The sequence below is a fragment of the Pseudoalteromonas sp. ABE4_541 genome (assembly GCF_056312285.1).
This window is the reverse complement of sequence record NZ_JBSVEM010000001.1, coordinates 297,415-321,608: the sequence shown is the minus strand read 5'-3', so window position 1 is coordinate 321,608 and position 24,194 is coordinate 297,415. Positions and strand designations below refer to the sequence as shown.

The window sequence follows — 24,194 nt, the reverse complement described above, 5'->3', positions numbered from 1 at the left end:
ACGGCCAGTTACTCTCAGGGGACTAAGCCGCTTGCTCGATTTTAATGTATTGAGACTCACCAGCACCTAATACCGTTTCGTCTTTCAAAATAGTGAAGTTCAAAGGTAGGCTAGAATAGTCATCGCCAATAAAGCTAATCGCATCAGACGTACTAAAGCGCACTCGATGGAATGTCACGCGTACTGGTTTGTTTTGATCAGCCTCGTTAAGCCCATCAAATACGACGCGGTATTCTTTAGCACTTTGCGTGATACCTTCCACGTTATAGGTCGTCATAGACTCATAGGTGACTTTGATAGTCGAAGCATCGGAAATAGAACCCGCATCTAAAATCAAAATGCCACTATTACGAACTTTGTAATCACTCCCCTCTACATACGTTGTGCTAGCTGTACTATCAGTCACCGTGATTGACTTTGACTTATCAGGTATTTTTTTGAATGGGATAAACCCATTTTTGTGTGCGGTGTGTTCTTCCGCCGCAACCGCAATGCCTGGCACAGCGTTAACCAAGGCACGCATGGCTAACGCCACGTTTTGTGGTGAAAAGCTCAATGTCGTTGCGCTGGCCGTCACTTGTGATACACGTGAAATCGAGTCAATCACACCGCCACCGGCGTTTTCATAATCGTTTTGTTCTTGTGACTCTTCACTAATACTGGTTGATAGTTCCGAGCAGTTGCCAAGCGGCAGCAAAGCCCCGCTGCCGCCAACCTCTTGAATGTAGATAGAGCCGCGACCTTGAAAGCTTCTATTTCTCGTTTGTTGATTCATTGTCTTCACCTTTAATAAAGCCGTGTTTTTCGAAAAGTACTTTTTGTTCTGGCGTTACGCTTGCTTCACTACCAGGCTGATACTCAACACCGTTGAACTCAGTGAAGTCACTGAACACCACAGGGATTAGTTTTTGCTTACGTGTTGTCATGCTGTACCACCGTTCACAATGTATAAAATGCAATCGTCAGGCATTGCTAACCACGTTTCACCATCTGGCGCCTCTGGCATTTGCGTGCCAACGTTGCCTTTGGGGATACGTACAACCTGACCTTTTTTAAGGATTGGCTCGCGTGGATTGCCATTGCGGTGATAACTGATCTCGTTTGGCACCAACACTTCACATAACGTCGATTGCTCCATAGCACTGCCAGGTATTACTATGCTGCCCACTTTTTGCTCATTAGGCAGAACACGTAAAATTGCAATATCCCCAAGAGGTCTAATATTCATATTTATCTCCATTTTTCTTGGTAAGTAAGCGTTATATCGAGCTCTACGAACGCAAACGGGTCGCCAGCTTCAGAGGGCTCGAACTTGGCACCGCCTAAACTTAGGTTCATTGATTTGGAACTGTGATCGTCTTCATCTGAAACGAATAACGCGGCTCTGATTTTGTACAAAAGGTCATCCAACTCTCGTTGTATGCTGCCTTTTTTGAGGGGGGAAACCAGCCCAATTATTTTTATATCTCGGCCTAATTTCGATGAATTACCAGCGGTATTACCCAGTGTGTTGTCATGAATAGAATGCACAAAAATCGCAGGCAGTTTTTTTTCTTTTCTTAGGTCATTGATATGGTGTTGAACAAAACCATCAATCACCCACACATCAGGGATTGTTTTAAGCTTGCCTATCACATCATGTTGAATGACTTCTGTAATGTTAGGTGTCATCAAGCTAGCCTCCGAAAGTCATTTTTAAATTCCGTAATAAGGTGGTTTTGTATCACTGGCTGCATGCGCTCACGCGCACTCACAAACAACTGATTGATAGAACGAGAATGTAAAACCGTCACGCCGTATGGCTTGGTGCGTGCACGCTTTATGATTTTTTGAAGCTTTCGAGATTTGCCCGGTGTACGCCCCACGCCTTTATGTAATCCACTTCGAAAATGACCAGCCGCGTGTCTATTAGCTAATACAACGCTTTGACGCGCAGAACCTCTTAGTGGCTGCTTCATCAAACGTGCATGTGGGATATTTTCAAACCCACCGCGTTTATTAATACGAACCGCAATGCCATTGCTTGTTTTATGGTGCTGAAAGCGCGTCAAAAGCGTTTCGCGTGTATTTGCATGTACCACTGAACGTAAATTATTAGGTGCCGCACGAGACACACGCTTGATGTGGCGCTTAACATAACTAGGCTGAAGTGTCGTTTCAGTCGTTATGTCTCGAACGGCTTCTTTGATTGAATAGGTAACCGTTTTATTGATGGCTAAGGACGCAGCTTTATTCACCGCTTCGGGTTTCGCTTGCATCTTTTTAATTAGACCAGATAAGTTACTGGCGTTATAAACGGTCACTGAAACACCTCCGTTAAATGGACGTATGTTTTAGCGGTAACCACTCGGTTGATCCCGTCTACTTGCCACGTTCGGTCTAAATCGTCAGTAAACGTGTCACCTGGTTGCGGCGATGGAATGTCAATGCGCAATATTCCGCCTTCAACAATTGAACCTGCTATCACATCAAATTCAGTGACCACAGGCTTACCCGCATTAATAGTGATAGAGACATCTTCAAAAACTTCACCATCAACGTCGGTGTAAGTGCACACATGACCCAACGTGTCATTAATACGCTCTGCCATATCAGTGAAAATGTCTCGATACATTACGCCACCGCCGTTTGAACGAGGCGTACACTACAAGTTTCATCGCCGTTTACAGCAGGTTCAGTAAACACCCCAATTACTTTTGCTTCCGCAGCACTTGAGACTTTACCCGATGACACAAGAAATTTTGCGGTTGTTCCTTCGCCTGCTGCTAACGATGCGGTTTTTGGTAACTCCCAAACACCTTCAGTACGACCATTAAAACGCTCACCTTCCGCCGCAGTCGTCGAAGCAATAACAACTGTAGAGCCAATGATGTATAACCCACCAGACACTACCCCACCCGTAGGTGCAGTGAATTCAATGCTTTTACCTTCTTGAATAAAATTACTCGGCATTTTCGTTACTCCTTATGCTTTACCTGTTGCCATGGCTGTACCACGGTAATCAATCCAACCAGCCCCAAAATCTTTGCGTACAAGCGTACTCATACCATCAATGTCATGGCTCGTATTTGTCTCGATGTACATTTCTTCTTCACCTGCAAGGTAGGCGTATTCGAATGTATCGATACCTCTAGAGAAAGTGTGATATTGCTGTTCATTCACAGCGGAGATGCGAGGCTCAACAATGAGCTTCATCTTGTGCCGTAAGTGCTGCTCAGCCATGGTGTTAGCGACATATGCTGGGTATAGCAACTCTTCGGCGAGCGTTTCATTCTCATCAGAAACAGCCAAATAATCCCAAGTTATATTGGTGTAGTTATCACCGAGTGATTTTTGTCTACGACCGAGCTTTCGCATGGCTTTTAAACTGTCTTTGGATAACTTAGAGCCAGCATCAAGCAAGTTATTATGATCAGCGTGATAAACTGATTTTTTATCCGCCATCAGTATTTGTGCCGGTTTGTTCGTAAAGAAATTATGACCGAGAATTAAGCCCCAAATGATATTTGATTCAAGATCACGGCCAGAGCGACCAAACATGGGGGCAATACGGTCAAACGCACTCATATCATCGTTGATGAGCATTTGACGAGAAAACGCGATTTTTCTGGCGAACGTTGCAATTGAGTACGCTTCACCATTTTCTTTGAATGTGCCAGCTTTGTACTCACCATCTTCACCAAGCGGTAAGAGGTTTGGGGCATCACCTAGTGAATACGTTTTCTTCTCTTTGAAGTCGTTAACGGTTGTTCTTCGGCCAAGTTCACGCCACGTTTGCGGCACTTCCGCATAACTATCTTGCAGGTTCTTGTTGAGCACATTCTCTAACAATAAAGGGAAATCACTCGTGGTGTGAAATGCACGAGCTGCAAGCTTTTGACGGCTCATGCCCAGTGTTGATCCGCCTTGCGCGTCAACAAAATAACGCGCCATATCCAACAATGTCATCCCATTAAAGTCACGCACTAGCTGCTGTGAAACACCTTCATGTGGATCGCGCCCGCATCGCGCTAAAAGAAAAGACTCACCTGCCTTTCTAATGTTTTCACGCTGATCAGTCCGCCCATCGCTAACAAACGTCGCATAATTGCGAATTGCACTTTGCTCAGACTGACTCGATTGTGCTTCGATGGCAGTGCGGTAAAAAGAGTCAACAGTGTCGCCACGTGTGAACGCATCGATTGCGATCTGATCATCGAGGCCCACACTGCGCCCCACATTCATCATTTCAGTTAAGTCTGCACGATTTACAGTCGGTTGCTGGCTGGGCTGCTCAACAGCCTGCGGTGCAGCGCTCGGAGTTGGTTGCGGCTCCGTTTGCGCCCTTCCGACTTCTACTGGTTGAGAAGGTGCCTTATGTTCTGAACGAGTTGTATTTGTTGTCTCGTTCGAGCTTTCTTCAGGGTCCATAGTGGTATCCTCAATTATAACGTTGTGTAGTTCTTCTTTTGCACGCTCGTTGTCTGAGCGCACACCGTTTGTGGTCTCGAACGAAACCGGGGTAAAACTTAATTCGGTAGGTTCCCAATCAACAGCGCGGTAAGTTGGCAACTTGTCGCTGTCCTCTTGGGTTTTTAGATATTTATGGACTTTGTAACCAAGTGAAACATGGCGTAATACACGGTCGCGAACCTTGGTCCACATTTCTTCCGAAGCTGGGTCAGTAGCAAAACGAACACGACCCAATATTTCGCCGCGCTCAATTTTGTATTCTTCAGTGATACCGTACACATCTCGGCATGACCACGTTTTGTGGTTGTCGCAAACTGATAAACCTTTGTCGAGTCGAGCTGTGCGAATAGCGCTCGGTGCAATTTCCAACTCTTCCATAAACTCGGTGTCATTCCACCAGTCATAACGCTTACCTGCTTGACCTGTCGTGAAGCAAACCCAAACACTGCGATTTTCAATGTCGATTGACTCTTGCTGGATCTCAGCCCTTACGTGAAACGTACCTTGTCGAACTTGTTGGTTATTTTTCATTTTTCTTCTCGCTTAGTAATTCACGTAATATGTCGTTTTCACGTTTTTTGTCTGCTCGGCCAGCCATAAAAAATAAAATGGCGAGCAAAAGTGATATGAAAGAAATCCCTAAGCCAATCAGTGGTGCATACGCGTTTAGTTGCTCAAGTACACCTGACGCAACCGTCACTCCGCCTACACCAGAGGTCGATGCGGACGCTGTCGCTGCTACCTCGGTTCTATTCATCATCAGCCTTGTTAGATTGAGCGCCGACAACACCACTGGCTGTGTCATTTTCATCAATTTGGTTACCTGCGCTTGAAAACATTGAAGGGTCAAAATCGAATGGAAGGCGGTCTATTAGTGTTTTATCCTCTTTCCATTGCTCGATCACTGCCATAAAGTCACGACCTAACATCTGCGCTGCTGAACTTGGCGACAACATGCCGTTTCTCACTTGTGACATGATGTAATCAAAATCAACTTTAGGATCGACTGATAAGCGCGGTGGGAATGTCCAGTTAGCCTCGAAATCATTGGTTGCGTTAATAGCTCGGTGCTTAAGCTCATATGTGTGCATAAACCAGTTTGCGATCACATCTAGTGCAGGGGCGAGCATGTGCGTCTGGTATATATCAAGTTGTTGGTGAAACTCGATACGCCCCATACGACCAGAGGCAAAATTGGTTTGCGAGTTGTCGCCTGTCATAGACTCGTAAGTAACACCAATACCCGATGCAACATCACGCTTCAAAGCTGTATCAAAGTTAGTCGAAGCGTCTGCCTTGGGTGGTGTCACAACGTGGGGGATCTGCCCATTGCGCACCTTTTCAATCATGCCTGGTGTTAACTCTTCGGGTAAATCTTCACCTGTCTCACTATCAGCAAAGCCGGTTGATGCTGAGCTATCTTCTACAAATAGAGCAAAACACGCGGCAATTTGTTGCTGCATCAATTTCGCGTCTTTGTAAATTTCGTAATTGCGCAAAATATTGGCTGACGCATCAAACCATGTGATCCCGAGGTGCTGCCCGGAACGCTCTTTTAAATAAATATGTACTATCTCTGTTTTTGGATAGAGCTTTGATTCGTTTCTATGGCGATGAGTGAGAGACTGGCTAGGCGTGCTATACAACCAGTATCCCTCTAGCTTTCCATCTCGGTACTGAATACCGTCAACAATATCGACATCCGTGTCTGTGCCTACTGCTGATTTTGAACGATCTAAATGTGATTGCTCAAAAGACTGAAGTTCTAGAGAACCATCTTTAGTTATATGTTTTCTTATGAAAATACCGCCTGACTCAACAACCGTTGACATCCACAAGAACTGCAAACCGTAAAAAGTGTGATGCTCGTCAAAATCACATTGCTTCGAGTTAGCCCATTTTTTAAATGCTTGGTTCAGCTTTTTCAAAGTCGCTTTTTGGCGCTTTGTTGGGTTGCCATCATCAACGACAAATTTCGCTCGAATGCCTGCACCAACTGTACTTGCAGCGATAACACGCTTGGCCTTTTTGGCTAATGGATTATTTCTGCATAGCTCTTGCCCACTCACCATGGAATCCGCAAGCGCTCGACTAACTTCTTGAGCAGCATTGGTCTTGGGTCTGTGCCAGCCATTGTTACGAGAGCTTTTTGATGCAATGTCATAGGTTCTTGAAAGCACATGAATTGCCGCCCGAGATTGAGCGCGCTTTAAACCTGCTTCAGGATTGAAATAACCAACGAACCTATCAACAATATTCACTTAACCAAAACTCACAAATGCATAACTAAGATGTTGCATTTACACAGGATAAACGGGTTTTTAAGTTTGGTCAAATACTAGTAACCATTGCTCGTAAAAATACGACGAGCTTTTTGCTTTTTACCTACTATTTCGGTTTTCAAGTCATCAATGGCTACGCGCATTTGACGAGCGCTTTGATATTCGATCCACTGGTCGCCTTCACGCACTTTTAATACGCCTGAGTAATACGCACGTTCTAATCGTTCTAACATTGCCTGTTTATCTGTCATCGTTTGATCCATCCTTCACGTTTCTGTTTTCGGGTTGATTTTTTACCAACTGGCTTTTTAAAAGGCTGTGTTTGTTCTTGTGTATCCACAACCTGCACAGGAGGTTTGTCTGGATACCATTTAGCTTCGAGCGTGCCCCAATCGGCTTCCTTCATTCGGTCAATTTGCAGCATCGACGCACCAGCACGCGCATATACTCGACAATCCAAGAAGTGGTTATCTTCACGCACTTTTTCCCACCGGTATGAGTGAAAACCTCGGTTGTCCGTCAGCATGACATGCTGTTCAGCGGTGATCTGTAAAAAATATTCTTCGTCGTACATAGGGTAATGGCAGTAGCCTGAGGGGAAACCTGCGCCCGTTGCTAGGGCTTCATCTGTAGGTTTTTTAAGATTGAGCCAGCGGTAGAACTCTTCTTTGACCACCGAGCCCCCTACGCTCCAGAGCATAGTGCCGTTACTTATGCGCGTACCGTCGATGTTTATGTCTACAGGCTTAGGAGTGCCAAGAATAGTCGATAAGTTTTCATCTTTCTCACCTTTGACGGCCACAAGTCGAGGGCTACCGTAGTTGCGAACAAAGTTGTATACCTGCTGCGTCTCATAACCAGAGTCAATACAGGTTTTCAATACCGGCATTTCAACACCAATACAGTTGGTATAAGTCCGATCTAAAAACGCTCGTAAGCGTTCGTGTGTATCATCTTCAGAAATGTGGCCTTGGATCACACCTTTATCAATCGACCAGTTTTCTTTGCGCCGCCCCCAAGCTACCACCTCATAAACAAGGTAGTTTTTCTGAACATCAATCCCACAAGTAAGGAACAACCCACCACGCGGAACAATGCCAATCTTGTAGGGCTCTCGGCGTTCATAAAGGCGTTCGTGATCAGGCTGGTCGCTGACTTCCTTCCACGTTTCAGCCATACGCGTGTTATAGAACGCTTTGAGTGATTCAGGGCTTCCTTGAGCGTCTGAAAACTCTTTTGCTAACGTGGCAATGGGTGTAAACGGACTCGCCAAAGACGATACTTTGTATCCATGATGCCAAGTAACCTCGGGCTTTGTGGCTATCCAATACCCATTACGTATTGATTTAAGCCTATCAGCTTCATTCCAAAGCGTGCCGCACTCTGAGCAGCGGATAGCCGCTTCTTGGTGTAGAAACTCGCCTTTTTCATTCTTAGGAATGTATACATCAGGCCATGTCAGGGTTTTTCGGTGATCACAATGCGGACACGGCTGAATAAATACAGATTGATTTGAGTTTTTATACTCTTGGGCTATTCGTGACTTCCCTTCCACGGTAGGAGAGCACGCAGCAACCTTCTTAGCTCTCTTACCATATGTAGTAGCTCGCCCCCAACCAACGCCAATTGGATCACCTTCGCCGCCTGAACCACCCGCCCCCGCGCCAACGTTTTGCGGATATTTGTCAATTTCATCGAACAACATCACCATACAGGCCCGCATTGCCAAATCACCGGGATTACGCGCGGAGACAATTGACAATTGCCCGCCGGGGAATTGCTTTTGCAATATGGTGTTACCTTCACCTCGTCTATTGTCTGAGAAGACACCAGCAACAACAGGAGTCGCTTTCACTGACTTTACAAATCTTTCCTTCGACCATGCTTCAGCCAGCTTTTCGTTCGGGGCAACGTACATAATCGGGGAAGGCTCTTGATGCACGTAGTAAAGCGAGGTATTTAACATCAATTCAGTTTTCATGAACTGAATGCACGCCATCACCGTTATCTCTTGCACATCAGGATCAGTGATACTCAGCATGGGTTGACGAGCAGCTTCAACGCGACTGGTCCGCCAGCGTCCAGACTCGGCACTGTTATCTGGTAAATATCGGTATTCGTCAGCCCATTCAACCAGATTCAAATTGGGGGGTGGTCTTAGATAAGTTTGAACAATTTCTGTAAGGTCGGTCTCAATCTTATCAATTGCTTCAGGGCTGGTTTGTAAAACGTCTAGAGCAGTAATCACTACATAACTCAAAAGTCGCAAATACTACCATCATAAGTGCAACCTTATGGTTATGCAAAAAATCTTTATACCCTTTTAAACAAACTTTCAAGAAATTTATTTTTCCGTTCGAGAGTTAAAGCATGAACCTCAGCTTGCTTGCGTAACGATTTTAAGTACTCCGTTAGAGCTTCCTTAGCATCATAAATCTCAACGGCTAACTCATCATTACAATCGATTCCGGTATAAAGCTCATAAGCTGTCAAAATATGGGTGCCATCATCATAAATGCCACCATAGTCTATTGTGTTTAATTCATCAGCCAAATCTCTTGAATGTAATAGATATTCATTCACTGGCACTTCCGTTAAGTCAATTCCGGCTTGAAGTTCCAATAATAGTCTTGACAGAAGAAAATATTTATCATTCCGGTATACTTCGGCATTCAAGACGCGGCCACTATCAACAACTATTTTTACTTTGTCATAACCACAGATCATTCCCATCACGAATACTTCATCTATCATTTCAAATTCATCACCCAAATATAATTTTTCAAAATAAGGCAACAAATACATTTTCGAAAAATATGCTTTGTCAATATAGCTGAGATAGTAAATAACATTATTTATTTCTAAATGATTAATATATTTACCGAGCAACAAATTATAAAATTTAAACTTTGACTCCTCATCAAGCATACTTATGAAGTTCGCAGCATAGTATTCAACAATTGACTTGTGTGCAAAGTCAACCTCATCACCTTCTTGTATTATTAAACAACATCTCGAGACTAAATCTTCAGCTATATCGTATGTGTCACTTTGACTATCTATAGTAATTTTATTAGCTTCTTTAACTAGATTTTCAAAATATTCTCTATTAATCCCTTCATATTTAGTGTCAATTATAATTTTAAAACAAAGTGCTTTGAAAAGCTCTTCCAACTCTTCATTCGTTATCGCCGTTAAACTTTCACGTTTGAAAGCAACTTTCAACCTATCATGCTTCGATACAACTAACTCAAAAATACGCTTATAAAAATCAAATAAGGATTTAGGTTCCTCACTCAATTCAGGGTATACAAAAGCAAATATATCAACAAGAACTGGCGTAGAAAGAATTCGCTGAATAGTATCGCTATTTTTTATTGCTTCAAGTAGAAAATACTTTGACCCACTCTCCAACCAAAAATAATTTGACACTATTTTTTTTATTTTAAAAAATGACAAGTCATTAATTTTATATCCAGTTACCAGACTTTCATTTAATATTGAAGCCCCGGGCCTAGTCGCGACACAACACCTATTCCCATACCTTATATAGCAACTCAAAATAACATTTAATGCAGCTTGTTGCCGATTTGGCGCAACCTCATCAAATCCATCAAAGAAAATAGAAACCAGATTTTTCTTTAGCATGTATTCACACGTGTCAGTATCTAGATTTATATTTAAGCTAAATAGTTCCTCTCGCACTATCTCAGCTAACTGCAAATTTTCTTTCCAATTAATTTTTCTTAGAGTAATCATCAAGGGGAAGGTGCAATTATTTTCATCATTAATCATTTTCCAGATGGCATTTCTAATCATCGTAGTTTTCCCCTGTCCAGCACGACCACTAATACAGGTAATTTTATTACGATTTAATTCTTCAGATAAACGAAACACTCTTTCTTTGCTATATGAAACTCTAGAAATTGAATTCGGCACATATATCTCATCAATAAATACAGCCCTGTCGCCGGAACTTATCGTCTTAAAGAATAAATACTTATCGATAAACTTATTTCTTATATTATCCCGATGAGTTACTGAAATGGCATTAAGAACCATGCACGCTTCTTGTTCTTCCCTTTTATTTTTCAACTTTTTTTCTAACCAGCCAAAAAGTTTGTTGGACACTACTTTTCCAACTTCAGAAGCGGCAACCTTTGCCAAAATATCTTCATTCATTTGTCATCTACTCCCTTAAAGATTTCCCCATAGTTGTCTATACTTACTCTAGCACCAACTACTTGTCACCCATGTGTATTATGTATTTTCACCTTTTCAAGCATACTCATGCTTATAATTTGATAACTCCTTTAACGTTTCTTTAGTATCGTCACTGAGAATGCGATAAATTTCCTCCTGCTCCTGGTGTGCTAAGCTACCAGATAAACGATTAGCTTGGCCAACTAGCTTAGCTCTTACATTTTGTAAAATCACAGCAAAATTACGTGTAAGGTCATCAATGTTAGCAACTTGCTTGCGAGCTTCAGCGAGTTCCAATTCCGCAAGTAAGGCGTTTGCTGCTTCTCTTCTGGTTTTGGCCTCCAATAAATTCATTTTCTCATCAGCGTCACCATCTACACCAAACTTATCTTTTACTCGATTAGCTTCAAACTCGATACGCCAAGAAAAACAGGCGTGTGAATCATACATATACTGCCTGCCCTCTTTACCCAAACAAGGCATGCCCATATCGCGCCATTCACGGATAGTTTTTGGCGTGACGCCAAATAACTCAGCTAGTTGAGCTTGGTTAACCTTGTTCATGTTTTATCTTCTCCACGATCTCGTAAACTCGTTTAAAGGCACGTTTACCACGGTGATAATTTGATGAATTGACACCCTCAACTGTTTCAATCACCTGATCGTCTGTGAGACCAAGAACCAGTGATTTTTTTAACGCTTGTTTGATTGTATCGCTGCTAATGCGCGTTAACTCGACGTACAAGTCAAATTGGTTTTCTGTAAGAGAACCGGGTTGAATATCCATATTGACAGATTAAAATCAGTTAATTGATTCGGCCACATTAGCACTAACCACTTGTTTTTAAAAGATAGGCAACATGCGTTTTCAAAATTTCTGACTGTCCTTTTCCCGCGGGTCAGCGCCCCTGCTCCGAAAAATCGTTAAAAAAGAACCTGTTACGGGGTGTATCCAGTTGCGTGACTCTCGATGTGTTCGCGTTGAATCAGTTGAGTGATTTTGTGTGGAGATAAAAAAAGCCCGTCATGATGACGAGCTTTGGCTAGTTACCTGATTGTATTAGATGAGTTGAACAACCTTCCTGCATGCTTCTATACCACTACTTGATAATGATGCGCTTATGAATGCCCCGTCTAGCTCTGCATACCAACCCATTTGCAACTTGATTGGCTTTACCCTTGGCTTGTATCCGTCTGTGTAATTGATGCTTGATAGCTTGTCATGTATAAGTGCTTGCCAGCTATGGTGCACTGACCAGCAATCGTAAGGTGATATGGTCTGTGTGTGGCCACTCCTAAACTCTGCTACCGTTGGCCCTTTCTTTTCGAGCTCTAACGATAATAGTTTAATTGCTAGCCCTATTAGCTCGTCTGTAGTGTCTCTCGTTGTAGATATGTACTTAACACTCCCATACATGCCATTAAATTCTGATGTGTTGTACTCGTATATGTCTTCCATGCCGTTAAAGCTTCCACCTTCATACTTATTCAATACCTTTTCTACAGCCGAGTTAGTCGGCCCATTTGTCCAACTGATCGCCACGCTATCATAATGCCGAGTACGTACAGAGAACTTAATTTTAGGAAAATGGTGCTTTAAATCTTTACGTATGTTTTTTGCTACTTCAGCAGCAGAACCAGTATTAATTTTGTCTAGATGTGAATACATGATCTTTTCCTTAGAATCAGTTAAGTGATTTTCACTGTATAGAATCAGTTAACTGATTCTAAATATTCAAATCGCCTTTAATGAAATAGCAAAAATAAATATAACACATTGTTTTATAGTAAATTATAACACATTTTTGCATCTGTACACTTATGTAACTGTATATTTATCCTGCTTGACTGCGTGTTCCCTTAGCCCTACTCTCACAGCTAGAAGAGGTTTAACGAGTTACAGTGAAATGCATGAAGAGCCAGCAAAAAAGAAAAAGTCTATCAGCGCTTTTTTAGAGCCATTAGAAGTTGGTGAAGCCGTTTATATTGAAGTAGAAGACCGCGCAGAAGCACGCAGGCGCATGAGGCAGGCGACTACTACGGAACGGCTAAAAGGTGACTTGAAAAACAGAACATTTGAAACCAGCTCGTTTACTGCCGTTCCTGTTGAGAACTGCCCAGCCGTTCAGTATCTAGTTAGAGTTGTAAGAACGTCTTAAATTAAATTAGCTAATATAAAACTAATAAATTAGAAAATATCTCTAAACCCGCTTGCCAAAACTAATACATTAGATTAATATTAGTTTCAGTTAAGCAACATAAGGAGATATATGGAAGAACTTGAAAAAAGGAAATTGGAGCTGGAAATTCAAAAACTTGAGCAAGAAATTGAATCCCAGCGACGTCGCGAAGTCCGAGATAACATAAGATTGGCATTCTACGTACTCGGCATAATCGCAGCGCTAATCATAGCATGGACTAAGCTCCCCATCTAGGGAGCTTATATTGATTAAAGGTTGTTACTATGAAAATGCAATTAAAAGACTATACCCCTGTGTTGTGGGCTTTAGCTGGTGTAATAGGTGCATTAGTTATGTATTGGATATTTGGCTAATGGATGACGTACAAATAATCACGCAAGACGGTAAGCCAGCATTTGCGGTTGTGCCCTATGATACATGGCTTGAACTAACATCTAGCCGAGCTAAAGAAAGTTCAATACCAAACCAAGTTCTTGACCTTAAAGCAAGACACAAATGCAGCTTGATAGCAGCGTGGAGACGCTATAAAGGGCTTTCTCAAAAAGGCCTTGCTGAGAAATTAGGGATCGGACAATCTGCCTTATCTCAAATTGAAAAAGTTGGGAACAAAGTTCAGATTGATACAATACAAAAAGTGGCTAAAGCCTTATCCATTGATGTAGAGCAATTACATGAAATATAAAGAGCTGTTTGCCCTATTATTTGTCAGTTCAGGTGCAATAGCCACTAGTGGAGGCGGCGATAAAACTAAACAACCTAGCATAAGTTTTGGACAAGCAAAAAAAGTACTAAAACAGATTTATAGAGCCCAACCCACCACATTTTACTGTGGCTGTGATATTGAGTGGCTGAGTAAAAAGAAGCTTGTGCCAGAAACGTCAAAATGCGGATATAAACCTCGTAATGAGCTAACGAAGAAAGGCAAAGTAAATCAACGCGCAAAACGTATCGAGTGGGAACATGTTGTACCTGCTTGGGAGTTCGGCCACCAGCTTCAATGCTGGCAAAAAGGTGGGCGAAAGGAGTGCAAGAACGAACCTATATTTAGAGCTATGGAGGGTGATTTGCACAACTTGGTTCCCGCAATCGGTGAGGTTAACGGGGACCGTAGTAACTTCAAGTTCACAATGATTGAAGGTGAACAACGTGTCTATGGTCAGTGTGATACCGAAGTCAATTTCAAATCAAAGACATTTGAACCTACTCCCAATATACGTGGTGACATTGCAAGAACTTACTTTTATTTCGAGAGTAAGTACGACTTAAAAATTAGCAAAAAGCAAAAGCAGTTGTTTAATGCGTGGGATAAACAAGATCCAGTGAGCGAAGCTGAATGTGATATAAATGAACTGAAAGCTAAGCATCAAGGTTGGCCAAACCCATTTGTCAGCAAACAGTGTAAATAGCCTCCCCTAATTATCAAAAGGAATGCCCGTATGGAATATGATGAACGAATTATTGCCGCACTAATTGGCGTCGGTGGCCTCGTCTTAGCTGCTGTACTTAGTGCTGCTGGATACTTTTACCGTTCGTTAGCTGGCAGCAAACGAAGTGCCAAGGTTGTATTATATATGCTCTTTGAAATTAGATTTGTCATTAAGGCCCAATTATCTGATCCAAAAACTGAAAGAGAATTGTTTATGGAAAAGTACAAAAGCCATTTAAAAGATCACCTAATTGAGGAAGAGTTACTTGAGCTAGATATATTCTTAGGCCCTCTAATTGAATCTCAAAATGTTGAGCTGGTTTCCACCGCGGTTAATGGTGTTTTAGAGCGATTGATTGAACCATTTGAAAACGCCTTACAAGAACTTGCCCAAGAATCCCCGATTCTCGCATATAAGCTAAAGGGTGTAGAGACTCTTCTAGCATCTTGTCAGGTAGGACTAAACCATATACATAACTGTGAAGTCAAACCTGAAGAATTAGATGATTTTACTCATGAACTGATAAAAAAAGGTCAGGCTGACATAAAGCAAGAGGCAATTGAAGAAATTGACAATAACATATCTATTGTGGCCAAAAAGTGTGGTTTTTGGGAATGGAGGCGAAGTAAGAAACTACTATCCATTCAAGATGAGCAGCTAAATGAAGAGCGCTATCAAAAGCTAGACAAATATTTTGAATCTGTCGTCGCTGCAATCCCTCCTCGTTCAGCTTCAGAAAATGTAGACCCAAAGCAAAAAACAATATCACTTCTGTAATAAAGCCCAATCAGAGATGACAGTCGGCTGTGTGTTGTGAGATCAACTGGCCGAGCATCTATTTAAGCACAGTTTAATTTTACAGTCTTCGCAATATAACCATATATTATGCTCTTTCGGCGTTTTGGTGCTTTTTCACACAAGTAATTTAGGCTAAGCTCAGAACCTAACTTTTGAATAACAAAACAATTTTGCAACTAAAACAGGTAAATACTCTATTAGACACTTTGCCGTTTTTAAACACTCCACTAGGGAATCTATTTTATTTAGCTGCCTGGTATACGGAAAAAGCATCACAATTTTAGGTAAGTGAATGGGCATCATATCTCAAAAATTCAGCGCGAAGATATCAGCCATGAAGGCTGAGTTTGAAAGCAATAAAAACGTAGTTCACCAAGGAGTTAAAGGAGGCTTTAATGAAAACGAGCTTTCCGCACTAATAAGAGAAGTTACTCCAAAGAGATATAATCTGACAAAAGGGGTTATTGAAAACGCAATGGGGGAACAGTCAAATGAAACTGATATCCTGATCTATGATGATGAGATACTTCCTTCATATATGAAAAATGAACTGACCTTTGTTCCTGTCGAAGCCGTAAAGTATAACTTTGAAGTCAAAAGTGCTTTAAATGCGAATGAACTTAAAACCACCATAGATAAATTTAAAAGGTTCAGTGCTATTGGCGGAACGTCACCCACCGTGCTTTTCTCATTCTCTAGCGATATTGCTGGAAGCGAACTCAAGCGGTTGAAGAAATACGATAATAACTTCTTTATTAATCCAGCTATTACTGTTTTATGTACTTCCGCTAAAAGTTATTACTATAAAAGTGTCAGCAAGCACTATCTTAAAGACTACATGGACCATTCAGAGTTTTTTAAATTGTTTCAAGAAAGGTCTGGAATTGACGTAAACGCCTCATTAAAAGCAATGCAAGAACTTCGTTCAAATGATTTAATCTTGTCCCAAATGACACGCTCACAATTTTTAAAATTCATTCTCAGTATGATTAGCATAAATAGCTATTTCAAGAACTTTGATAACGGAGAGATAACAATAAACGGGCTAAAATATAATGAGATCACGTTTAATATTCATAAGTGGGTGGGGATTGAGATGAGTAGTAACGAGATCGAGCTATCTTTACTCTCCGGTATCTCAAATACATTATCAAAGGGAAATTTTGGCCAATATTTATTACATTCTGGAGAACATGAGCCGAAAATATTTGCAATCTGCTACGAAGATATGTGGGGTAATTCAAGTTGCCAGGATTTCAATGAAAATGGATTGAATTATGATATTGATAATGTTGGGTTCAGCTTTGAAACCAGTCAAGATTCAAGCAAAATACTATTCCATATTTCAGATAAAGAACGTAACTAACAAATTAAATTAAGCGGACATCGCTGCGCGCTCTATTGGCTTTTGAGCCGCTATACAACTTGAGGAAAAGGAGCTTGGTCGTGCATAATTTAGGTGTACTAGCCTCATAGCTATCAGTCAGAAAACAGCCTAATCTAGTACAACTCAGTATTCTTAACCCCATAAAAGCGACTTCAACTTTCCGACTAAATTTTTCATTAGTCCCTGTTCCTGCTTTGGTGGTTGGTCATACTTTGGCATAGGTTCATGATACTTGGCTTCTTCTCCACCGACAGGCTCTTCTACAATGAATTTTTTCTTATCGTGCACAGGCATATGCATAGGCACTTCTATTAACTCAACTTTTTGCGTTGAATTATCGACCAGCTCATTATGTTCCCGGGTATCAATAAATTCATCAGCTATTGAATCAATGTATGCACCTTCATCTCTAACTTCTGGCAGAGGATCAACTGCAATCTTGCGCGTCCCAAACATGTTAAATTGGAGGGCAAATTTTTGCCCAATATACATAAAGAAGTATTCTGCGTATTCACAGTGAAAAACGTTACTGCTATTACCATCTTGCTTACCGATGAAGAAAACCGTTACACACTCTCCCTCAAGCCTCCTGCGTGCTTCTTGATATCCAATATTAATTTCACGTAGTACACCTTCTTTAATATTCTCCTTCCAACGAGCGGTATTGAGATGCAACTCGAAAAACTCGTCGGTAACAGGGTCTTTTTGGTTGAGCGTTAGTTTAATCATATTTTCACTAACAATAGGCGGCTGAGTAAATCTTAGTTCCTTATAAAACAAAAAGTCATCGTTAAATCGTATGTTTTTCGCACCTGTAATTTGCTGAAAGTAGCTTCGGTAGGTTTTTTGTTTATAGTTGATGCTTAGTGGTTTTACTGAGTTCTGCTTAGGACTCTGAATGTAGAAAAGCACTGCAGAGGCAATTGAGTTACTTCGCCTACGATTAGAACGCGGACCACTTTTCGAGTTAGCCGTATCGGCGTGTCTCCTTTGTTGACTGCCTACCTGACGATAATTAGTTTCTTCAGGCTCGTTGGGAGGTAAAATTTCTCCGACATGGCTATATTCGACAACTGTTCTTCCATTACCGTCGTCTTTAACTTTACACCCATTACTTTTATCAAAGTGGCACCCTGTAATATGGTTCTTAACCTTAAAATGTGGAGCCTTTACATATGGTTCAAAAATCCCATTTACGATTCTGCCAAGCGCACAAGCCACTGTTGTAGCCTTTTCGGCGCAGCGAGGGTTGCTACATACAAAATTATCTTTGTGCACTTCTGCGTAATGCTCTGGATATGAGTGTTTTATTTGATAGGCATACTCTATACGCCCCATAACCACATTATAAGCTTTTTCCATATTCCTTTACCCCTAAATGAATTTAAGCAATAAATTACTAGTAAGAGATAAAAAATCAATACTAAAACACTAATACCTTGGCGAGTTATCGCAAATCACTCAACAGCAACAGTACGTACAAAGCTCAGGAGTTTTATCAACTTTCTGTTTAGGCTATAAGAAAGCATAGTTTATGAAAAAAGTGTCATTATAGAAAAAAAAGATTCAAAAATGCCCTAATACACAAACTCAAAAAACGTATGGATTAGATAATGGAAAACATAGAACAAAGAAATTACCAGTACTACACCCTCATTTTCACATCAATGACGGCTGCAAGCTTCGTCATATTTTTAACTGCCATAAACATCATTGAGGCTAGACGACTAACCATAATGGCACTTAATACAATTCGACGCCCTAGTTTGATAGAACTTACACTACTGGGTAGTGTAGTTAGCATGACAATCAACGGCTTTATCACTTTGATTGTTAATTCCAAATTAGGTAATACTTTTATGAGCTTTCTTCACGAGGCAACTCGGAGTGCCACTCTACTATTCCTATGTGGAGGGTATGCATTCCTCCTCACGTTTCTTTTGTTTCTCGGGCTTTTCAGTGGGCTGCTAGCATTCGCTTGTCTCGCAAGTATTGCTGTGTGCTTTTATTTTCACTATTACATATTTAACTAACATTCTAGAGGTAAACAGCGAATTAACTAGTGACATTTTGTTAACCTTAAGGTTACAGTATTAATCATTGATATGCATTGTGGAGGGGAAAAGGAATGTTGAAACTATTTGCTGTACTGGCATGTTTTATTTTGTCGCCGGTGTTACTCGCAGATGATTCTGAATACGATAAGGTCAGAGATAAGGTGTTCTGGTTAAAACTATATGATGAGCCATATAAAACATTTTACTGTGATGAAGAAAAGCTAGCTGGCGAGAGAGTTACATTAGAGCATGTATACCCTGCTGATTGGATAGCAAAAGCGCTTGGTTGCAAGTCAAGGAAGAGTTGCGATAACGATGTTTATAGGGCCGCGTCATCTGACTTGCATAACCTTTGGCCAGCCAAGCAAAGATACAATTCAAGCCGGGGCAATAAAAGCTATGGTGTGATACCAGGAGAAACACCAAGGTTTAAGAATGATACATGTGACTTCGAGCGCACATCAGGCAAAAACGCGGTTGTTGAACCACGAGATGCAATCAAAGGTCAAATCGCTCGCAGTATTCTACATATGATCCACTACTATGATTTACCAAGCAAAGACCTGTTACCGCTCATGGTTAAGTGGCATATTAAATATCCACCAACACCTGAAGAAATAGCGCGTCAGGATGAAATTGAAGAACTTCAAGGCAGACGTAACGAGTTTATTAAGGGTATATGATGATAGGAGAATTTAAGGATTACCTGACCATAACATTAGCAAAACGGCTATCAAGCCCCTTTCTGGCCACGTTTTTGTTTGCTTGGTGTGTCGTTAATATCGATATTCTGTTACTCGTATTCTCTAGTGCGCAATGGGACGTCAAGGTTGTAAACCTACATAGCTACTATGCAAAGTTTGACTTATCGAGCTATCGGGTAATCTTGCCTTTAGGGATTGCTGCATTCTACGTATTTATTTGGCCTCAAATTGATATGTATATCTTTCATTATACAAAAAAGGTAAATTTCAAATTCAAGCAACGTCAGCTAGAACTTGAGCTTAAGCAACCTGTCTCACAGGAAGAGTTGAAAGCCATGCGTAAGGCGCATCAAAGCGACAAAGCGAGTTTTGAAGAAGAACTAGACAAAAAAGATACAAGAATACACAAACTGCAACAGTTAGTTCAATCAATGGAAGGTAGGCCAACCAAGAAGGAGTATGATGCTTTAAAAGGTGAACTTAATATCAGGCCAAGCCTAGAAGAGTTCAATCGCCTCAAAAAAGAACGGGATGAGCGGTTATCGGAGGATGAGCATCAAGCGATAGAGCATGATTTGAGCAAAGCGCTACAGAAAATTAGTTCTCTTGAGAAAGATATCAGTACACATGAAGAGTCAAATATAGCAACTCATCAACTGTTGAACTCATATGAAAGTGATATCAAAAAAATGAAAAAAGAGTTGGAAGAGGCTAAAGCAAAGAATAAAAGTTTGAACCAAGAGATACTGAGCTTACCGAATGAAATAGTAGATGATGTAAATAATCTTCTAAGTAAACGACTAGTAGTGAATCCAAACACATTCATATGGAAAAATGGTGAAGTTACTATGCAAGATAGTTTAAAGACAGGAAAACTCGACTTAAAAGAGGTAGAAGACGATTGGTAAATCCAAACACATTTACTTGGAGAAATGGTGAAGTTCTAATACAAAATAGTGTAAAACAAGGAGACTTCGGTGTAGTAATAACGCCAACTGTTAAGTTTTTCCCACCAAAACAGAGCAAGCACAAGAGTTAAGGGCCGAAGCCCCCAACTCAATATCTAGATAAGTAGCGATAAGATAGCAATTGCTAAGTGACATACACTAGCGACTGCTGCGTCAGATAATTCAACTGAAATACTGAACTTCAAATTCACCCCTCCAATGTTAATTATTAATATTAACCTTGAAGCTCTGACATGTTTGTTATACGCTTTTGTTGTCACACATTGCGAAAACACTCAGAGCAACAAGCCCTGTTTGCAGGTTTTCGTTTGGCGCTATGGGCTCAATCATAGCGCCTCCCCTTTACTACCCTAGGCCCTGCAGTAACTAAGATAGTGGGGGTAAAAACATTTTGCAATAGAACAAATCACCGCTGCCTGTGGATAAGTCAGGGATAGGTTTATATTGCAAGTGACCATTAACTTATCCAATCTGAGTAGTAAACACGGTGAGCAAAAATCAACCTAAGTCACTCTATTTTTCTTAATTTCAAAGAAAATTAATTTCTCCGTGTAAGTGTATAACTTCCTCTTACTATATTAAGTATACACAGAAGTGAAAAAAGCACTTTAAAATGACAAACCTTCCTTTTGAGTAGCTATTTAGTCATTTGATCACAATACTGAAAAGTCATCAAAAAATTGCCCAACCTGTCAATAGCTACCCCATGGCGTCGGGTACTCACCCTTCTGGTGATAGTATTGATGATGGCAAGTGAAAATAAAAGTAGAATCCTGACTTGGGAAAACTTCACAAATTATACTAAGCTGATTAACTAGTTATCAGGATGATAAGAAGATCAAAGGAGAAGACTATGATCGGCGTAAAACCGCGCCCCCTCGCACCAAATCAAGAGTATGTACGTTTAGTCAATTACGCAACGACAAGAAAGCCTGTGATATTATTGGCATTATTGAGTGGGTGGAGCTGTTCAGAGATATTGCGAATAGCGAGACGCTACCCGTATAAGTTCAAATGTGAAAAGTACTGGGTGCTCTGGTACATATCACTCGTTCGATGATCCATACAAAATAAGCCTATCGCGCCCAAAAAGAAACAAAAGAGAAACACAAATGAAACACTTGTTTAATATAGAGTAACTAATGTAGTATTGAATCGGTTTTCATGCATTTACAGGAGAGCGAATGGCGCAACAGAGTCCACAAAGTCAACCTATTGCAGAGTTCCAACTGTGGGGGTTTCTAGCAAAAATATACCAAAAAAGAGTTCTTATACCGATAGTCCTAGTATCCATTTTGAGTTCATTCTTGTTTCTAGTTTACAAGAAGGACATCAAATCTACATTTGATCGTCTCAGTGGCTCTGAGTCTTGGACTCAATATGATAATTATGTGGCAATACGCTCACAAGTTAGTACGATAATAGAAATCTGGAATGATATAGATTCCTTAGATGACCGTTTGCGAAAAGATGTTCAAAAGATATTTGAAAAGATCAATGGAGTGCATGAACGTTTTTCCACTCTACAAATCGATAAATTGTCAATGGGCACTCAGGTATATTGGCGCATGGACTACGCCAGATTAAACAACATCCTCTATGACATGTATGGTGATGAAAAGTTGCTAGATAAGGCTGTCTCTCTCTCACTAGAAGCCATTGAAATTAGTACAGATTCAAGCAAACTCACTAAAGAAGACCTAATCAAGTTCGACGAGTATAATGTAAGTTTTCAGCTTGATTGGATACTTCTAGCCTCTTATACACTCAGCTCAGCGAGTGGGAGTACAAAATATCAAGATGACTTAGCTAAACTGGTGGCACGTTTGGGGGGTTGTGAAATATTTATAAGCGATCCTATCACCCATAAAAATATGCGAAAAGGCTTACCATGCAGCCTGTGATCTTTCCATAAAAAAGGGCCTTTTGGCCCTTTTTACTTTTAAACTTAAGATACTAAACCTTTAAATATCTCAAAAATCGACTTTGAGTCACTAGGTTTATCAGGTGGTATTGAAGGGCCACCATTTCTAGCATTCAATTTATGTATGCTAGGTGCAACATGTCCAGCCTCTACGCTTGCAAATGAAATACCAGCTACGACCGCAAGCGGTGCCACGACACCAAATATTATTTTTTTACTACTAATGCGTGATACTTTTTTAGCGGGACTTGTAGAACAAACTTCCATTACTTATATCCTTATTAGTTTACTTTTAACAGTTCTTGTCATTTGACGTCATGACGCGTTGACTGTGAAATTAATTATACAAAAAGTTAACAAAGTGTCAAATTGAGACTTATATTTTTCGAGCTAATCAACACCTCTTAATGCTATCAAAGTGGACATGCTCATACACAGGTCTTAATTGACCCTTCCTTAAACATGAATGTTATACTATGACTGAGAGTTTATCGAACAGTCATGGATTCTTACAAATGCACACTAAATATAAAACTCAATGCTCTCTGACGCGGGAATACTACTCAAGAATTGTTTCTCATTGGTAGTCAATTGCCCGGTGACTATCCATATTCCACGGTCATCTTCTACTCTAAACATCAAGTTCGGGAGGTCTTTGTTCTCTGGTCGAAATAGTCGCTCGCTATTGCTTGCCATTATTTTGATACTCCTTTTATTTTTTCTACCGTTCTTAAACCTGCAAGCCCAAGCATACCGAGCGTCAATTCCATCATGGCATCTAGTGGCAGATTAGGCGCGCCCACATCGGGCCATAACCACTGAAGAACGGGATTGACTACAAACGCAAATAAAAAGCCTAAGCCGCATACCCACAACAAAAAAGGCCGTGCGCCAGCAACAAACACGCTGCGATGAGAGGCGCTAACTTCACTAATACGCGCTTGAACATTTGCAGAATTTGCCAACAACCGAGCTTTTAGCACCTCTTGCTTTAGAACTTCCTCTTCACTGGTATACAGCTCATCTAGAATACCTCCCACCGTTTCAAGTGGATCTTTTGCTTTTCCTTCGCTAAACAACAGTGACAGCAACCCCACTATTGCACTACCTCGATTAGTCCAGTATGCAACCAAATCAACTGAGTTCTTACCATCCCTTCTAGGGCACAAAGCTCGGCAAAAATAGTTGTGCTAGGGTCGAAGTTACATATGCCTGGTATACGGACTTGGCAATCTTGACCTTTTGCACTGTTTCTCAACGTTCGGCTTATTAAACTCATGCAAACCTCACAATTTGCTCAACTGTTTGCTCTACTTCAGAATAATCTTCAAAATTGGATAGAACCGACCCAAGTAGCACATCAATTGATTTACTGTATAGTTCGCTAAACTCTTGCTCGTCCATATTGCTATAAGATATGGACTTTGCTCGTAGCCTTACCATGCCCTCAGGGTATCCAATTACATCGTAAAACCCTGCTTGAATGGCTACCCATCGCCTAAATTCATCAAAATTCTTCAATGGTTTAATACAGTAACCATTGTATTCAATTGGCTGAGTATCAAAGTGGTCAAAGCCCAAACTCAATAACGCCATGTACTTACGATGAAAGTCACCATTACGCATACGCTTGAAGTCGCCCCGAACAACTTCGCCTAACTTAAGGCCATCAATGAAATCACCATCATCAGTTGTAACTGGCATTAATCCGTGGATTGTTTTAACAAGTGCTAATTCGGCCATTCTCAGCTTCTCCTTGATTGGTCCACTGTTATAATTACTTGCAAACAC

General features: G+C 40.9%; 31 protein-coding genes. 9 read left to right on the top strand and 22 right to left on the bottom strand.

Annotated elements, in window-relative coordinates:
* Positions 1 to 22: 22 nt before the first annotated feature.
* From ACW689_RS01630 to ACW689_RS01555, 16 genes are all read right to left on the bottom strand, one after another.
* A complete protein-coding gene (locus ACW689_RS01630) occupies positions 23 to 775 on the bottom strand; it encodes a phage tail tube protein (RefSeq protein ID WP_476287922.1) in 753 nt (250 codons plus the stop codon).
* Positions 753 to 926, bottom strand: a complete 174-nt coding sequence (locus ACW689_RS01625) for a hypothetical protein (protein WP_476287920.1) — start codon at positions 924 to 926, stop codon at positions 753 to 755. The genes ACW689_RS01630 and ACW689_RS01625 overlap by 23 nt, the downstream gene beginning before the upstream one ends.
* Complete coding sequence (locus tag ACW689_RS01620; protein ID WP_476287918.1) at positions 923 to 1,228, bottom strand: hypothetical protein; 306 nt, start codon at positions 1,226 to 1,228, stop codon at positions 923 to 925. Before ACW689_RS01620 ends, ACW689_RS01625 begins: the two co-directional genes overlap by 4 nt.
* 2 nt (positions 1,229 to 1,230) lie before the next feature.
* The gene (locus tag ACW689_RS01615) at positions 1,231 to 1,671 is read right to left on the bottom strand and encodes a hypothetical protein (protein ID WP_476287916.1); all 441 of its coding nucleotides are present in this window, start codon (positions 1,669 to 1,671) and stop codon (positions 1,231 to 1,233) included.
* Positions 1,671 to 2,303, bottom strand: coding sequence for a hypothetical protein (locus tag ACW689_RS01610; RefSeq protein WP_476287914.1), 633 nt, complete (start codon positions 2,301 to 2,303; stop codon positions 1,671 to 1,673). The genes ACW689_RS01615 and ACW689_RS01610 overlap by 1 nt, the downstream gene beginning before the upstream one ends.
* On the bottom strand, positions 2,300 to 2,614 hold the full coding sequence (locus ACW689_RS01605) for a hypothetical protein (RefSeq protein WP_476287912.1): 315 nt from the start codon (positions 2,612 to 2,614) through the stop codon (positions 2,300 to 2,302). Before ACW689_RS01605 ends, ACW689_RS01610 begins: the two co-directional genes overlap by 4 nt.
* A complete protein-coding gene (locus ACW689_RS01600; RefSeq protein ID WP_476287910.1) occupies positions 2,614 to 2,952 on the bottom strand; it encodes a DUF2190 family protein in 339 nt (112 codons plus the stop codon). Before ACW689_RS01600 ends, ACW689_RS01605 begins: the two co-directional genes overlap by 1 nt.
* Positions 2,953 to 2,964: 12 nt before the next feature.
* Positions 2,965 to 4,983, bottom strand: a complete 2,019-nt coding sequence (locus ACW689_RS01595; protein ID WP_476287908.1) for a prohead protease/major capsid protein fusion protein — start codon at positions 4,981 to 4,983, stop codon at positions 2,965 to 2,967.
* Positions 4,973 to 5,212, bottom strand: coding sequence for a hypothetical protein (locus tag ACW689_RS01590; protein ID WP_476287906.1), 240 nt, complete (start codon positions 5,210 to 5,212; stop codon positions 4,973 to 4,975). Before ACW689_RS01590 ends, ACW689_RS01595 begins: the two co-directional genes overlap by 11 nt.
* The gene (locus ACW689_RS01585) at positions 5,202 to 6,713 is read right to left on the bottom strand and encodes a phage portal protein (RefSeq protein WP_476287904.1); all 1,512 of its coding nucleotides are present in this window, start codon (positions 6,711 to 6,713) and stop codon (positions 5,202 to 5,204) included. Before ACW689_RS01585 ends, ACW689_RS01590 begins: the two co-directional genes overlap by 11 nt.
* Before the next feature lie 77 nt (positions 6,714 to 6,790).
* Complete coding sequence (locus tag ACW689_RS01580) at positions 6,791 to 6,985, bottom strand: phage head-tail joining protein (RefSeq protein WP_476287902.1); 195 nt, start codon at positions 6,983 to 6,985, stop codon at positions 6,791 to 6,793.
* Positions 6,982 to 8,982: a phage terminase large subunit family protein gene (locus tag ACW689_RS01575; RefSeq protein ID WP_476287900.1), complete on the bottom strand. Its 2,001-nt coding sequence runs from the start codon at positions 8,980 to 8,982 to the stop codon at positions 6,982 to 6,984. The genes ACW689_RS01580 and ACW689_RS01575 overlap by 4 nt, the downstream gene beginning before the upstream one ends.
* Positions 8,983 to 9,047: 65 nt before the next feature.
* The gene (locus ACW689_RS01570) at positions 9,048 to 10,916 is read right to left on the bottom strand and encodes an NACHT domain-containing protein (RefSeq protein WP_476287898.1); all 1,869 of its coding nucleotides are present in this window, start codon (positions 10,914 to 10,916) and stop codon (positions 9,048 to 9,050) included.
* A 96-nt stretch (positions 10,917 to 11,012) separates the two neighbouring features.
* Positions 11,013 to 11,501 (bottom strand): terminase small subunit, encoded by a 489-nt coding sequence (locus tag ACW689_RS01565; RefSeq protein ID WP_476287897.1) that lies wholly within the window; start codon positions 11,499 to 11,501, stop codon positions 11,013 to 11,015.
* Positions 11,488 to 11,724, bottom strand: coding sequence for a hypothetical protein (locus ACW689_RS01560; protein ID WP_476287895.1), 237 nt, complete (start codon positions 11,722 to 11,724; stop codon positions 11,488 to 11,490). Before ACW689_RS01560 ends, ACW689_RS01565 begins: the two co-directional genes overlap by 14 nt.
* Positions 11,725 to 11,997: 273 nt before the next feature.
* Complete coding sequence (locus tag ACW689_RS01555) at positions 11,998 to 12,606, bottom strand: LPD29 domain-containing protein (RefSeq protein WP_476287893.1); 609 nt, start codon at positions 12,604 to 12,606, stop codon at positions 11,998 to 12,000.
* Between the two features lie 238 nt (positions 12,607 to 12,844).
* Between ACW689_RS01555 and ACW689_RS01550 the strand changes: the two genes are divergently transcribed.
* The 6 genes from ACW689_RS01550 (at position 12,845) to ACW689_RS01525 (ending at position 16,729) form a co-directional block, all read left to right on the top strand.
* Positions 12,845 to 13,096: a hypothetical protein gene (locus ACW689_RS01550; RefSeq protein ID WP_476287891.1), complete on the top strand. Its 252-nt coding sequence runs from the start codon at positions 12,845 to 12,847 to the stop codon at positions 13,094 to 13,096.
* A 111-nt stretch (positions 13,097 to 13,207) separates the two neighbouring features.
* Entirely contained in the window at positions 13,208 to 13,372 is a 165-nt protein-coding gene (locus tag ACW689_RS01545) for a hypothetical protein (RefSeq protein WP_476287889.1), read from the top strand.
* Positions 13,373 to 13,490: 118 nt separating this feature from the next.
* Positions 13,491 to 13,820, top strand: a complete 330-nt coding sequence (locus ACW689_RS01540) for a helix-turn-helix domain-containing protein (RefSeq protein ID WP_476287887.1) — start codon at positions 13,491 to 13,493, stop codon at positions 13,818 to 13,820.
* The gene (locus ACW689_RS01535; RefSeq protein ID WP_476287885.1) at positions 13,810 to 14,544 is read left to right on the top strand and encodes an endonuclease; all 735 of its coding nucleotides are present in this window, start codon (positions 13,810 to 13,812) and stop codon (positions 14,542 to 14,544) included. The genes ACW689_RS01540 and ACW689_RS01535 overlap by 11 nt, the downstream gene beginning before the upstream one ends.
* A 30-nt stretch (positions 14,545 to 14,574) precedes the next feature.
* Positions 14,575 to 15,342, top strand: a complete 768-nt coding sequence (locus tag ACW689_RS01530) for a hypothetical protein (protein WP_476287883.1) — start codon at positions 14,575 to 14,577, stop codon at positions 15,340 to 15,342.
* 313 nt (positions 15,343 to 15,655) lie between these two features.
* A complete protein-coding gene (locus ACW689_RS01525; protein ID WP_476287881.1) occupies positions 15,656 to 16,729 on the top strand; it encodes a DUF6602 domain-containing protein in 1,074 nt (357 codons plus the stop codon).
* Positions 16,730 to 16,882: 153 nt separating this feature from the next.
* On the opposite strand, the gene ACW689_RS01520 is transcribed toward ACW689_RS01525, so the two are convergent.
* Positions 16,883 to 18,112, bottom strand: a complete 1,230-nt coding sequence (locus ACW689_RS01520; RefSeq protein ID WP_476287879.1) for a hypothetical protein — start codon at positions 18,110 to 18,112, stop codon at positions 16,883 to 16,885.
* A 766-nt stretch (positions 18,113 to 18,878) separates the two neighbouring features.
* Between ACW689_RS01520 and ACW689_RS01515 the strand changes: the two genes are divergently transcribed.
* The 3 genes from ACW689_RS01515 to ACW689_RS01505 all read left to right on the top strand — a co-directional run bounded on the left by ACW689_RS01515 (position 18,879) and on the right by ACW689_RS01505 (position 22,383).
* The gene (locus ACW689_RS01515) at positions 18,879 to 19,490 is read left to right on the top strand and encodes an endonuclease (protein WP_476287877.1); all 612 of its coding nucleotides are present in this window, start codon (positions 18,879 to 18,881) and stop codon (positions 19,488 to 19,490) included.
* Positions 19,490 to 20,419, top strand: a complete 930-nt coding sequence (locus tag ACW689_RS01510) for a zinc ribbon domain-containing protein (RefSeq protein WP_476287875.1) — start codon at positions 19,490 to 19,492, stop codon at positions 20,417 to 20,419. Before ACW689_RS01515 ends, ACW689_RS01510 begins: the two co-directional genes overlap by 1 nt.
* Positions 20,420 to 21,663: 1,244 nt before the next feature.
* Entirely contained in the window at positions 21,664 to 22,383 is a 720-nt protein-coding gene (locus ACW689_RS01505) for a hypothetical protein (RefSeq protein WP_476287873.1), read from the top strand.
* Positions 22,384 to 22,427: 44 nt separating this feature from the next.
* On the opposite strand, the gene ACW689_RS01500 is transcribed toward ACW689_RS01505, so the two are convergent.
* The 5 genes from ACW689_RS01500 to ACW689_RS01480 all read right to left on the bottom strand — a co-directional run bounded on the left by ACW689_RS01500 (position 22,428) and on the right by ACW689_RS01480 (position 24,146).
* Complete coding sequence (locus tag ACW689_RS01500; protein ID WP_476287871.1) at positions 22,428 to 22,670, bottom strand: hypothetical protein; 243 nt, start codon at positions 22,668 to 22,670, stop codon at positions 22,428 to 22,430.
* A 255-nt stretch (positions 22,671 to 22,925) separates the two neighbouring features.
* Positions 22,926 to 23,099, bottom strand: a complete 174-nt coding sequence (locus tag ACW689_RS01495; RefSeq protein WP_476287869.1) for a hypothetical protein — start codon at positions 23,097 to 23,099, stop codon at positions 22,926 to 22,928.
* Positions 23,099 to 23,500 carry a 3TM-type holin gene (locus ACW689_RS01490; protein ID WP_476287867.1) on the bottom strand — a complete coding sequence of 134 codons (402 nt, stop codon included), beginning with the start codon at positions 23,498 to 23,500 and terminating at the stop codon, positions 23,099 to 23,101. The genes ACW689_RS01495 and ACW689_RS01490 overlap by 1 nt, the downstream gene beginning before the upstream one ends.
* A complete protein-coding gene (locus tag ACW689_RS01485; protein ID WP_476287865.1) occupies positions 23,500 to 23,682 on the bottom strand; it encodes a nuclease domain-containing protein in 183 nt (60 codons plus the stop codon). The genes ACW689_RS01490 and ACW689_RS01485 overlap by 1 nt, the downstream gene beginning before the upstream one ends.
* Positions 23,679 to 24,146, bottom strand: a complete 468-nt coding sequence (locus tag ACW689_RS01480; RefSeq protein ID WP_476287863.1) for a DUF1367 family protein — start codon at positions 24,144 to 24,146, stop codon at positions 23,679 to 23,681. The genes ACW689_RS01485 and ACW689_RS01480 overlap by 4 nt, the downstream gene beginning before the upstream one ends.
* Positions 24,147 to 24,194: the final 48 nt, after the last annotated feature.